Below are 12,533 nucleotides of genomic sequence, written 5' to 3'. Positions count from 1 at the left end.
AAATTATGCGCCGAATGGGTTGCGAACAATCATAGTCTCGATACGATCTGGACCCGTTGAAATAATATCAACTGGAACACCAGTAATTTCTTCTAAACGCTTAATATAGTTAACCGCAGCTTGAGGAAGTTGCTCAATGCTGGTTGCACCGAATGTGTTTTCGCTCCAACCAGGCATTTCTTCATACACTGGTGTTACTTTTTCATAGCCCTCAGCGGCAAGCGGAGTAACGTTAGTTACTGTACCGTCTTCCAACTGATAACCGGTACAGATCTTAATCGTTTCTACACCGTCAAGTACGTCTAGCTTAGTCAAACAGAACCCTGAGATACTGTTAATCTGTACCGCACGGCGCATTGCCACAGCGTCAAACCAACCTGTACGACGCAAGCGACCTGTTGTAGCACCAAACTCATGGCCTTTCTCACCTAAGTGCTTACCAACTGGGTCTTGCTTGTCTAGTCCATCATACAGCTCTGTTGGGAACGGACCTGAACCTACACGAGTTGTGTATGCTTTAACAATACCAAGTACGTAGTCAAGGTTAAGTGGGCCAAAACCTGCACCTGTTGCTACACCACCAGCAGTAGTGTTAGACGATGTCACATACGGATAAGTACCGTGGTCAATATCTAGCAACGTACCCTGCGCACCTTCAAACAAGATGTTTTCGCCAGCTGCACGAGTTTGATCTAACAATTCAGTCACATCAACAACCATTGACTTCAGAATTTGTGCCACAGCCATTGCGTCATCAAATGTCTTTTGGAAGTCCACAGCATCAACTTTATAGTAGTTCACTAGCGTGAAGTTATGATACTCAAGTACTTCTTTTAGTTTCGCAGCAAACTGCTCAGGGTTAAATAAGTCGCCTACGCGAAGACCACGACGTGCGACCTTATCTTCGTATGCAGGACCGATACCACGACCCGTTGTACCGATGGCTTTCTCACCACGCGCTAATTCACGAGCCTGATCCAGTGCCACGTGATAAGGCAAGATCAAAGGACACGCTTCGCTTATTAATAAACGCTCACGAACTGGTACGCCACGCTCTTCAAGCATACCGATTTCTTTCATTAACGCATCTGGAGCTAACACCACACCGTTACCAATCACACATTTTACGTTATCACGCAAAACACCTGATGGAATTAAATGTAATACTGTTTTCTCACCATTGATCACCAAAGTATGGCCAGCATTATGACCACCTTGATAACGCACAACTAGAGAAGCTTTATCTGTTAGTAAGTCTACAACCTTACCTTTACCTTCGTCACCCCATTGGGTGCCTAATACAACGACGTTTTTACCCATTGCAAAATCACTTAGAAAAAATTAGGCGCAGATTTTACCAGAAAATCGGGTAGGAGATCACCCCGTTTTGAGTGTTTTTTCCGCATTCACTGAAATACTATTGAAAACAACTGAATTAAAACAAAAAAGCTCTGATAAATTTCAGAGCTTTTTTAAGCGGTGAAGGCAATTGTATGTATTATTTGCCGTTTGCCCCTTTCATATAGTCAAAGAATTCACTATCTGGGGAAAGCACCATCACATCACCTTTGTTTTGGAAAGTTTTCTTATACGCTTCTAACGAACGTACAAAACTAAAGAACTCAGGATCTTTGTTATATGCATCGGCGTAAACTTTAGCCGCAGTAGCATCACCCTGACCGCGTACAGCGCGAGCATTACGCTCCGCATCCGCCAGCATGACTGTTACACGTCTATCCACCTCAGCACGAATCGTCTCGGCTTTTTCCTGACCTTCTGAACGGTGCTCTTTTGCCACCGCAGTACGTTCAGCACGCATACGCTGGAAAATAGAGCTACTCACTTCATTTGGCAGGTTAATCTGCTTAACACGAACGTCTAGTACTTCAATACCTAGCTCTTTTGCACTTTCAGAAGCCTGAACCAGCGCCTCTTCCATCAGTTCACTACGCTCACCAGAAACAATTTCTCGGATGGTACGCGAACCAAAGTTTGTTCTCAGACCATTGTTTACCTTTTGCTTCAATAGTGTTTCGGCATACTGTTTATCACCGCGAGCACGCAGATAAAAGGAACTGAAGTCATTCACGCGCCATTTAACAAAAGAATCAACAATTAAGTCCTTCTTTTCACTTGTTACAAAACGGTCTGGCGCGCCATCTAAAGTCTGTATACGTGCATCCAACTTACGCACCTGACTAAAAAATGGCACTTTAAAGTGTAATCCTGGCGCATAAACAACCGCATTATCTTCACTGTCTTTTTGTACTTTACTGAACAGTAAGACGATTGCACGTTGTCCTTCTGTGACTACAAATACCGATGAAAAAGACATCAATACCGCAGCGAGTAAAATCACAATACTAAAATTCTTCATTGCGCTTATCTCCCGTTATTGAATCTGTCTTGCGAAAAACGATCATTGCTACCATTCACAGTACTATTGCGAGACTGGCCTAATGTTTTTCTAAGTTCATTGATATCGTTTTTGCTTGGTAACGTAATTTGTGTACCAGACGTATTCTGACCCATTATCTTATCTAGGGGCAGATACATCATGTTGTTACCACCTTTCACATCAACCAATACTTTTGTGCTGCGACCCAATACTTCTTCCATCGCATCTATGTATAAGCGCTGTCTGGTAACTTCTTTAGCGGCCTGATATTCAGGTAATAGCTTCTCAAAGCGCTCCACTTCACCGCGAGCTTCTAGAGTCACACGTTCACGATAAGCTTCCGCTTCTTGCGTCATACGCGTCACCTGACCACGTGCTCTAGGCTCAATTTCACGAGCATAAGCTTCTGCTTCACGGATAAAGCGTTCTTCATCCTCTTGTGCTGCAATTGCATCGTCAAATGCGTCTTTTACTTCCGCAGGTGGGCGAGAGTCTTTAAAGTTCACATCAGTGACCAAAATACCTAGATTATATGGCTCAATGATCTTATTTAGTTCATCCCAAGTTCTTTGACGAACCAATTCACGGCCTGTCGTAAGCACTTGGTCCATTCTCGAATGACCAACAACATAGCGTAATGCACTGTCCAAAGACTGCTGTAGGCTGTGATCAGCATCTGTCACGCTAAACTTGTAAAGTCTTGGGTCCATCACTCGATACTGAACTTCAAATTCAACACTCACCACGTTTTCGTCTTCGGTCAACATAAAACCAGACGCCGACAATGAGCGAACCGCTTCAATATCAATAGGGATCACTTGTTCAATAAAGGTCATCTTCCAACGTAAGCCGGGTTCTGCAATACGGTCAAACTGACCAAACTGCAACACTATGCCTCGCTCAGCTTCCTTTACGGTATAAATACCACTAAGTGCCCAAACGATAGCCGCAATTAGTAGGATGAAGGTCATGCCAGCACCACCAATGCCACCACTGCCTCCACCACCAGACTTGCCACCGAACAAACCACCAAACTTGTTGCTGAATTTACGGAATACTTCGTCTAGATCAGGTGGGCCTTGATCCCGTCCTCCGCGGTTTTTCCACGGATCGTTATCATTGCCATTATTACCCGGTTCATTCCAGGCCATAGCTATACTCCATTGTTATTAAAGTCAATTAAGGTAAATCTACCAAATAAGCGGCGATTCTCATACCCAAATGCGAACAAAACTACACTTTTCTATGTAAAAATTATGTTTCAATAAATTTTTCGATGTCCATACCCTGTTCTTTTTTTAGCCGCTCCCAATCAACTTCCGGTAAACGCACCCGTATCAGCCAATTGCCTCGCTCATCATAATCCTCCTGCTGTACCGCATTTAGATTGAATAACGCACCTCGTAAACGTCCAAAAGCGGGCGGAATACACAGGGTATGATTAAAAATTTTCTTTGCAAGCAGCTCTGATATTGCTTGCGATAGTAACTCTGTTCCTACGCCAGAGTGAGCCGACAACCAAACACGAATAGGCTGCCCTTCGTCATTTCGATCTATTCTAGGTCGCACATCCTCGAGTAGGTCAATTTTGTTATAAACCAACAACTGCGGAATGTCATCCGCTTCAATTTCTTTTAAAACGGATTGAACCTCTTCGATATTTTCCTTACGGCGACTATCGGCTACATCGACTACATGGATTTGTAGGTCAGCTTCACGAGTTTCAGTTAACGTTGCCTTAAATGCTGCCACTAAGTCATGTGGCAAATGACGAATGAAGCCAACCGTGTCAGCCAATATTACAGGCCCAATATCATCTATTTGAAGCTTTCTTAACGTTGGGTCTAACGTCGCAAATAGTTGATCAGCAGCGTACACATCTGAGTTAGTGATGAGGTTAAACAGCGTAGACTTACCGGCATTGGTGTAACCGACCAAGGACACCGTTGGTACCTCATTGCGACTACGTGCCCGACGCCCTTGCTCACGAACCGTGGCTACTTTCTCTAAACGCTTGCGGATACTTTTAATACGCTCACGTAACAGACGTCTATCGGTTTCAAGTTGGGTTTCACCTGGCCCTCGCAGACCGATACCCCCTTTTTGTCTTTCAAGGTGAGTCCAGCCGCGAATCAATCGAGTTGAGATATGCCTAAGTTGGGCTAATTCAACTTGCAACTTACCTTCGTGAGTACGTGCTCGCTGTGCAAAAATATCAAGTATCAGGGTTGTTCTATCTAATACCCGACATTGACAAACACGCTCTAAGTTTCTTTCTTGAGAAGGACTAAGTTGATGGTTGAATATAACGACATCTGCATTGTGGATTTTGACAATCTCAGCAATCTCTTCTGCTTTACCCGTACCGACGAATAGTTTGGCATGTGGTGCTTGACGACTGCCTTGCACAATCGCCAAACTACTAACACCTGCAGAAGAAACCAACATTTCCAGCTCGCGCAGATCTTCACGATCGCCTTCATTGGGAAAGTCGATATGAACTAAGACTGCCTGTTCGCCGGCTTCGTAACGGTCAAACAAGCATTATGCTCCTACTAAAAATTAATAATTACCATCATCAACTTGGTCACTACCTTCACTACCCTGAGCACTTTGGAAGTTTACCGCACGGGCTGGTACGACCGTAGAGATAGCATGTTTATACACCATTTGGTTGACCGTGTTTTCTAGTAAAATCACGAACTGATCAAATGATTGAATTTTACCTTGTAATTTAATGCCGTTAACTAAAAAAATTGAAACAGGAATGCGCTCACGACGTAAGACATTCAAAAACGGGTCTTGTAACGATTGGCCTTTTGCCATTTTCTTTTCCTTCGTTCTAGGTGTTATTATTAGTTTCGCCGTCGATTAAATCTTCAGTAGCTTGATTTAACAGCTACTATTAGCTTAGCGAAGTTAATACACGTTGCAAGTTTTGTTGCTCATCGGTCTCTAACCAAGTCACATCCGGCCAACCTCTTAACCAAGTAAGTTGCCGCTTTGCTAATTGTCTGGTTGCTGCGATACCTTTGAAAACCATTTGGTCGTAATCACAGTCACCAGCTAAATGCTCCCACATCTGTCGATAACCGACACAACGTATTGAGGGAAGATCAGGATGTAAGTCTCCTCGACGATATAAGGCCAAAACTTCATTTTTAAACCCCTGTTCCAACATAATTTGGAATCTTTTTTCAATACGTTGGTGAAGTACCTTTCGATCTGTCGGAGCAATCGCAAACTGATGAAATTGATAAGGCAAAGGCGACTGTTTTTGTTTTTGTAATTCTGTCATGTTTTTGCCAGTGATACGGAACACCTCTAACGCACGATTAATACGCTGAGAGTCGTTCTCACTTATTTTTGCAGCGGCTTCTGGATCTATTTCACTAAGCTGCTTATGCAACTGAGACCATCCCAGTTCGGTGGCTTCAATTTCCAATTGTGCGCGTACATCAGGGTCAGCTTCAGGTAGTGGAGATAGCCCTTCAATCAGCCCTTTGAAATACATCATAGTACCACCCACTAGGATCGGCACTTTTCCTCTTTGATGCAAAGCATCTATGTGATGACAGGCATCGCGGCGAAAATCTGCAACCGAATAACTTTCGAGTGGGTCGATAATATCTATTAAATGGTGCGGCGCCAAAGCTAATTCATTTGCATCTGGCTTGGCAGTACCAATATCCATGCCTTTATAAACTAAGGCAGAATCAACACTGACCACTTCAGTATCTAAGTGCTGACATAACTCTATTGCTAGGGCCGTTTTTCCTGCCGCAGTTGGCCCCATCAGGGTTATAACAGGTAAATTATTCACTCTTAAACTCTTGTGGTAATAACGTTGAAAACATCTTCTGATCTATTTTAACCGCTTTTTCCTGAATGCGCGCCAAACATTTTTGATTTTTTTCAATATATTGCTGTGCTTTTGCAAATTGCTCAGATGAAAAGTAGCGGCTAGGAGTGTGCGCCACCAACCAAGTTAACCACCCTTCCACGCTGTCTAAACCATTCTGACACGCCAGTATGACTTTAGAAATAAATGTTCCCACATCAATACTATAAAGGCTCACAGGAAGTTTTTTCACCATGATGTAACGGTCAAACAGTTGCACATCAAAGCCAAGTAAAGTCAACCAAGACTCATACTCTGCCAGCAGCGCAATTTCTTGCTTTTCAAGATTGACCCTGACAGGTAGCAACAATGCCTTGCAAGGCAAACTTGCATCTTTTTCCAACAGTTCCAGCCAATAATTGTGAAGTGCATATTTGAAATGCGATACCCGAAGCTCTTTTTGCTGCTCAATTAGCACAACGCCATCTTCTAAGGTCAGCAATGATACATACCTAGCTTGGCTGTGTAGCTGCTCCTCGGTGCGTGGCTGAACGTCAAACTCACTCGCCTGTTGATGTGACAAACCTTGATAAAGTTGATTCACATTATAGTGTCGAGAGTTTGCCTCTGGGCGTGTGCCCCCTTTACTTTGGCTAAAGTTACCTCCCCCTGCGGATAGCCCAAAGCTTGGCGATCGAGGTTCATATTCATCACTCGAATTGGTCGCTTTATAAGCACCTGAATCAGATAGAGGCTGCAAAGTACTACGATACTCTTGATGATCTACATCAGACACATGAGTATCCACAGTCACGTTAGCCAGCTCTGAGTTTAGTGGCATCACGGCCTGCTTTATGGCCTGCACGATAAAGTCATGGACCAAACGAGCTTGATGAAAACGCACCTCATGTTTTGCAGGGTGCACATTAACATCCACTTGTCGGGGGTCTATTTCTAAATACACAACAAAGCCTGGCACTTCTTGTTCACCAACCACTTCCTCAAATGCTTGGCGAATAGCATGTAAAATCAGCTTATCACGCATCATACGGCCATTCACGTAAGTGTATTGAGCACTATTGGTGCAACCAACTGGTAGTACCCAAGCATGAAGCATTAACCCTTCCGAGCCCGACTCAATATAGGTTGCTTGCTGTTCGAAGTCTTTTCCACCAACCTGCGCTACGCGCTTTACCCCGTCCTCTTTGCTGCGAGCACGATATTGGCGTACTACTTTTTGATTGTGTGTTAAGGTAATGGCGACGTCAAAGCGACTTAACGCAATGCGTTTAACCAGTTCATCAATATGGCTAAATTCTGTTTTTTCAGTACGCAAAAATTTACGTCGCGCTGGGGTATTAAAAAACAGATCTTTCACTTCAATGGTTGTGCCATCGGGGTGAGCGGTTGGCTGGACTTGCACCGCCATATCTCGCCCTTCCGCGAAGGCTTGCCAGGCCGTTTCTTGCTCGGCAGGTTTCGAACTAAGGGTCAAACGCGATACTGAGCTGATAGAGGCAAGCGCTTCACCGCGAAACCCAAGAGACAAAATACATTCTAAGTCATCTAGACTTTTTAATTTACTGGTTGCATGGCGAGAAAGCGCCAACGTCAGCTCACCTTTAGCAATGCCTTTACCGTTGTCACGGATCCGAATTAGTTTATGACCGCCACGTTCAATATCAATATGAATTCGGGTTGCCCCGGCATCAATACTGTTCTCTACCAGCTCTTTTACAACAGAAGCGGGGCGTTCAACTACCTCACCCGCTGCGATCTGGTTAGCTAACCGCGCCGGTAAAATCTCTATTGTCATATCGAATTAAGCCTTTGGAATCGTCAAAACCTGGCCAACATATAAAATGTCTTTTGTTAGTTGGTTTGCTCGCTTTAATGCCGCAACGGATACACCATAGCGGCTGGCCAGCAAACTTAATGACTCGCCACTTTTTACCACGTGCTGACCTGGCCCTTTTTGGCGTGCAAAGAGCGAGTCATCCGGCGGATTACGTTTATAGTAGCTCTTAATGGATTTGAAAATAGCCCTTGCTAGCTTTTCTTGGTGACTACTTGATTGTAACAAACGCTCTTCTTTTGGGTTAGATATGAATCCAGTTTCAACCAAAATTGAAGGAATATCCGGCGACTTCAAAACCCCTAAATTAGCCGACTGAGGTCTTTTTTTGTGTAATTTAGTCACTTTTTTTAGCTCACCAACCACTTCATCGGCAACCTGTACCGCGGTTCGCATTGAGTGGTCCATCGACATATCCAATAAGGCTTTTGCTAAGTACTTTTCGTTTTCTGTATCTTTAATGAGTTCCGCAGCCCCACCCAAGAGCTGAGAATGTTTTTCTTTATCTTCCAGCCACTTACCTATTTCAGAATTCGCTCTGCGTAACGATAGAACCCATACTGAAGCACCACTTGGGCCCGGCGTAAAAAACGCGTCCGCATGAATTGATACAAAAAAGTCTGCGCGTTTCTCGCGAGCCTTGACGGAACGAGTATTCAATTTTAGGAAGTAGTCGCCCGTTCGAGTTAAACGTGCTTTCATACCCGGTTGTTTATCTATTAGTCTTGCTAAGCGTCTTGCTATTGGCAACGTGACATTTTTCTCATATGTACCGGAAGGGCCTATTGAGCCTGGGTCTTCACCACCATGCCCAGCATCAACTGCAATGATAATATCGCGATCTGTCACTCTCTCACGCTTTTTCGATTGTGGCTTGTCGTTACTATATAGGCTGGTTTGTTGCGCGTATAAATCAACCACCAAACGGTGTTTCTTAGGTGGCGTGGGCGCAAGCGCAAACACGACAGGCTTTGCACTGCTTGATAAATCAAAGACCACTCGAGTACTTCGTGAGTTCTTTGCTTTACTGTAGCGAATTTTAGATATGATACGATGTTCATCGGGGATCTGTGGCAACGCATCGGCTTTACTTGTGTTATCGAAGTCAACAACCAATCGCAGCGGGTTTTTCAGCATAAAATAGCTATAATCAGGCTTGTTTGATAAATCAAATACAACACGTGTGCTATCTGGCGAAGGCCAAACTCGCACCCCTTCAATGTCATTTTTTGCTTCGACAACCAAACTTAGCATCATGATTATGATGCCAAAAAAGCTGTTTATCAGAAATCCTATACTACGCATCTTGCCCTAATTGTTTTATGATTTGTTGTCCACGTTCACTTGTTGCTGACACAGTAATATTTCTGTGTTGCCCATCATATGCCATTTCAACGTTCAGATCAGGGTTTGGAATAAACCCACGCCCCTTCTCTGGCCACTCTACAATACAGATAGCCTCAGGACTAAAATAGTCCCTAATCCCCATATATTCTAGCTCTTCTGGGTCACCTAAACGATATAAATCAAAATGATATATTGAGACCTCATTGAGCTCATAGGGTTCAACCAAAGTATAAGTTGGGCTTTTTACTTTTCCTTTATGCCCCATTCCTTGCACTATACCTCTGGACAAAGTGGTTTTCCCAGCACCTAAATCTCCGTGTAAAAACAATACTGCTCCGTCTTTTATATATTTACACAGGCGTGCGCCCATAGCCACCGTTTGGGCCTCATCGGCCAAATGCTGACTAAAAGTATTACTCATGGTTACCCCAATAAACGTCGTATATGCACAAAAAGATCGCTGGCGAGTAATCCCCGTTCACCTTCTTTTGCGGCGATTTGTGCTGCTAAACCATGAATATACACAGCTAAAGAGCTTGCCGCAAATGGCTCCATGCCTTGCGCTCTCAAAGCGCCAATTATACCAGATAAAACGTCCCCCATCCCAGCGCTTGCCATAGCAGAGCACCCTGAACGGTTAATATTTATGCGCTTGGTATCTGCGACCAGTGAACCAGGTCCTTTTAACACTATCGTAGCCTTGTAATTGGTCGCTAACCAAGTGGCCAATGTAAAGCGAGACAAAGGGTCAACATCTTGAGCGTCTGCGAGTAAACGCTTTGCTTCGCCAAGGTGTGGTGTCAACACAGCATGAGCGTAGTGTTTGTGTGAACTTGCTAGCATGTTTAAGGCATCCGCATCAACCACTACTGGTCCCTCAAATGATAGGCTTTTTTCGAACACTGTTTTTGCCCAATCATTCTGACCAAGACCTGGGCCTATAACTATTACATCCGCCTTATCCATGAGCAGCTCTAGCTCATCCGCTTTATCGATGCCATGTACCATAAGTTCGTATCGCCCTTGTAGTACACTTGCAGCGCTATCTGGATGTGTTGCTACACTTACCAACCCAGCACCGCTGCGAAGTGCGGCTTCCGCGGCTAGTCGCACCGCCCCTGCCATACCTTTATTGCCACCGATGACTAATACATGACCACAGCTATTTTTATAACTATCTTCCGCTCTTTGTTTAAGTTGGCTCAACAAAGAATGTGAAGCGAGCAAAGTTGCGCTAGGTTTCACCAGCTGCTCGAAGGCATCAGCGACATCTAATGAAGCATACAGTAACTGACCACAGCAGGCTTTAGCAGATCCCGTTAATGTGCCCTGTTTCAATGCGATAAAAGTCATCGTCATATCGGCAGCAAAAGCCCCCTGTGCAACCACGGATGTGGTTCCGTTAACACCACTGGGTATATCAATACTGACACGCTTTGCTAGGCTATTTTTGCAAGCGCGGAATAACTCTATTAATAGCGGTGGAAGCTGCCCTTTAAATCCAGTGCCAAATACCCCATCAACTATCACGCAAAAATTTTGAAGTTCGGGCTGCTCCGTCACAATATTTACCCCACTTTGTCCAGCCGATAAATAAGCCTGCTGAGCGTCACCCAACAGTTGTTCAGGAGGGAACACTGCATAAACGCATACTTCGCGCCCAGCGTGATGTAGGAGCTTAGCCAGCACATAAGCGTCACCCGCGTTGTTGCCTTTGCCCGCAAGTAGCAGTACTCGTTGAGCGGTCACTAATTCGTGGTCAAACAATGAGAACAATGCTTGACCTGCGCGGTGCATTAATTGTGATAGATTGGTGGCGGACATACGTGCGGCTTCACCTTCATATTGCTTGACCTGTTGGGCGCTGTAGGCAACTTGTGGTAAATTAGTCGAGTATTTAGCTTCCAAGATAAACATTCCGTGACGACTGATAGTATTAATTATATTGAACTGGCCGAAAAAATTAAGCAATGGGGCAAAGCCCTCGGTTTTGCCGATGTAGGTATTACAGATATAGATTTATCTGCTCATGAAGAGCAATTGCAACGCTGGCTTGATCACAGCTACCATGGCGACATGGAATATATGGCAGCGCACGGGATGAAAAGAGCTCGCCCTGATGAGTTGGTTCCTGGCACGCAAAGAGTCATTTCAGTGCGGATGAACTATCTACCACCTGATGCCAGCTTTGCTAAAGCACTAGCAAACAAAAGTACGGCCTATATCAGTCGTTACGCACTTGGACGCGACTACCATAAGGTTATGAGAAACAGGCTAAAACAACTTGGCCAAAAAATATCTAGCGAAGTTGAACCGTTAGGATATCGGCCTTTCGTCGACTCCGCTCCCGTATTAGAAAGACAGCTTGCGGAAAAGGCGGGGTTAGGCTGGCGAGGAAAAAACAGTTTATTAATTCAAAAACAGGCGGGCTCATGGTTTTTCCTCGGTGAATTGTTTGTTGATATTCCCCTACCCGTAGACCAAAAAGATCCGTTTGAAGGCTGTGGTAAGTGTAATGCTTGTATCACCTTATGCCCTACAGGCGCCATTATAGAACCTTATGTCGTCGACGCTCGCAAATGCATTTCCTACCTCACGATTGAATTACAAGGCGCAATCCCTGAGCAATATCGCTCACTCATAGGCAATAGAATTTATGGCTGTGACGACTGCCAACTTGTATGTCCTTGGAACAGATATGGTCAGCTCACCAAAGAGCAAGACTTTATGGCTAGAACTCAGCTGAAAGACCGATCGTTAATTGAGCTATTTATGTGGGATGAAGCGACTTTTTTAAAAGTAACTGAGGGTAACCCAATTCGCCGTATTGGCCATCAACGATGGCTACGTAATCTAGCTGTTGGGCTAGGTAATGCTGACTACGATGAAAGTATTGTCGAGGCTTTAGAAAAGCGCCTAGAGGATGCATCCGATTTGGTTAAAGAACATATCAACTGGGCACTGAAACAACAAAGCCATAAGCAACAGCAAACGCAACGTAAGCAAGCTCGCTTGATCCGTATTATAGAAAAGGGCTTACCTAGGGACGCTTAGTTAGGGACGCTTAGTTAGGGACGCTTAGTAACCAGAAG

11 protein-coding genes are annotated in these 12,533 nt (G+C 44.4%); 1 reads left to right on the top strand and 10 read right to left on the bottom strand.

The features are described 5' to 3' along the window. Nucleotides 1-3: 3 nt before the first annotated feature. The 10 genes from BET10_RS04645 to BET10_RS04600 all read right to left on the bottom strand — a co-directional run bounded on the left by BET10_RS04645 (nt 4) and on the right by BET10_RS04600 (nt 11,358). On the bottom strand, nt 4-1,320 hold the full coding sequence (locus BET10_RS04645; protein WP_070983779.1) for an adenylosuccinate synthase: 1,317 nt from the start codon (nt 1,318-1,320) through the stop codon (nt 4-6). A gap of 178 nt (nt 1,321-1,498) precedes the next feature. Then, a complete protein-coding gene (hflC, locus tag BET10_RS04640; protein ID WP_070983778.1) occupies nt 1,499-2,377 on the bottom strand; it encodes a protease modulator HflC in 879 nt (292 codons plus the stop codon). A 5-nt stretch (nt 2,378-2,382) separates the two neighbouring features. Continuing rightward, nucleotides 2,383-3,549 (bottom strand): FtsH protease activity modulator HflK, encoded by a 1,167-nt coding sequence (gene hflK, locus BET10_RS04635; RefSeq protein WP_070983777.1) that lies wholly within the window; start codon nt 3,547-3,549, stop codon nt 2,383-2,385. 103 nt (nt 3,550-3,652) lie between these two features. After that, complete coding sequence (hflX, locus tag BET10_RS04630; protein WP_070983776.1) at nt 3,653-4,939, bottom strand: ribosome rescue GTPase HflX; 1,287 nt, start codon at nt 4,937-4,939, stop codon at nt 3,653-3,655. Between the two features lie 21 nt (nt 4,940-4,960). Next, the gene (gene hfq, locus BET10_RS04625) at nt 4,961-5,224 is read right to left on the bottom strand and encodes an RNA chaperone Hfq (protein WP_070983775.1); all 264 of its coding nucleotides are present in this window, start codon (nt 5,222-5,224) and stop codon (nt 4,961-4,963) included. A gap of 79 nt (nt 5,225-5,303) precedes the next feature. Next, nucleotides 5,304-6,221, bottom strand: coding sequence for a tRNA (adenosine(37)-N6)-dimethylallyltransferase MiaA (gene miaA / locus BET10_RS04620; protein WP_083330440.1), 918 nt, complete (start codon nt 6,219-6,221; stop codon nt 5,304-5,306). Continuing rightward, a complete protein-coding gene (mutL, locus tag BET10_RS04615; protein WP_070983774.1) occupies nt 6,214-8,055 on the bottom strand; it encodes a DNA mismatch repair endonuclease MutL in 1,842 nt (613 codons plus the stop codon). Before mutL ends, miaA begins: the two co-directional genes overlap by 8 nt. A 6-nt stretch (nt 8,056-8,061) precedes the next feature. Beyond that, entirely contained in the window at nt 8,062-9,351 is a 1,290-nt protein-coding gene (locus tag BET10_RS04610; RefSeq protein WP_420820119.1) for an N-acetylmuramoyl-L-alanine amidase, read from the bottom strand. A gap of 40 nt (nt 9,352-9,391) precedes the next feature. Further along, nucleotides 9,392-9,862, bottom strand: a complete 471-nt coding sequence (tsaE, locus tag BET10_RS04605; protein ID WP_070983772.1) for a tRNA (adenosine(37)-N6)-threonylcarbamoyltransferase complex ATPase subunit type 1 TsaE — start codon at nt 9,860-9,862, stop codon at nt 9,392-9,394. Between the two features lie 2 nt (nt 9,863-9,864). After that, on the bottom strand, nt 9,865-11,358 hold the full coding sequence (locus BET10_RS04600) for a bifunctional ADP-dependent NAD(P)H-hydrate dehydratase/NAD(P)H-hydrate epimerase (RefSeq protein WP_070983771.1): 1,494 nt from the start codon (nt 11,356-11,358) through the stop codon (nt 9,865-9,867). A 3-nt stretch (nt 11,359-11,361) separates the two neighbouring features. Between BET10_RS04600 and queG the strand changes: the two genes are divergently transcribed. Next, entirely contained in the window at nt 11,362-12,495 is a 1,134-nt protein-coding gene (gene queG, locus BET10_RS04595) for a tRNA epoxyqueuosine(34) reductase QueG (RefSeq protein WP_070983770.1), read from the top strand. The last annotated feature ends 38 nt before the right edge of the window (nt 12,496-12,533 follow it).

This window comes from Pseudoalteromonas amylolytica (assembly GCF_001854605.1).
GTDB classification, from domain to species: domain Bacteria; phylum Pseudomonadota; class Gammaproteobacteria; order Enterobacterales; family Alteromonadaceae; genus Pseudoalteromonas; species Pseudoalteromonas amylolytica.
Note: the sequence above shows the minus strand (reverse complement) of the source record. Positions and strands in the feature narration are given on the sequence as shown.

Coding starts and splice junctions, on each gene's coding strand:
- BET10_RS04645 (WP_070983779.1), bottom strand. CDS start 1,320: ATGGGTAAAAACGTCGTTGTATTAGGCACCCAATGGGGTGACGAAGGT.
- hfq (WP_070983775.1), bottom strand. CDS start 5,224: ATGGCAAAAGGCCAATCGTTACAAGACCCGTTTTTGAATGTCTTACGT.
- hflK (WP_070983777.1), bottom strand. CDS start 3,549: ATGGCCTGGAATGAACCGGGTAATAATGGCAATGATAACGATCCGTGG.
- hflC (WP_070983778.1), bottom strand. CDS start 2,377: ATGAAGAATTTTAGTATTGTGATTTTACTCGCTGCGGTATTGATGTCT.
- BET10_RS04600 (WP_070983771.1), bottom strand. CDS start 11,358: ATGTTTATCTTGGAAGCTAAATACTCGACTAATTTACCACAAGTTGCC.
- BET10_RS04610 (WP_420820119.1), bottom strand. CDS start 9,351: ATGATGCTAAGTTTGGTTGTCGAAGCAAAAAATGACATTGAAGGGGTG.
- mutL (WP_070983774.1), bottom strand. CDS start 8,055: ATGACAATAGAGATTTTACCGGCGCGGTTAGCTAACCAGATCGCAGCG.
- tsaE (WP_070983772.1), bottom strand. CDS start 9,862: ATGAGTAATACTTTTAGTCAGCATTTGGCCGATGAGGCCCAAACGGTG.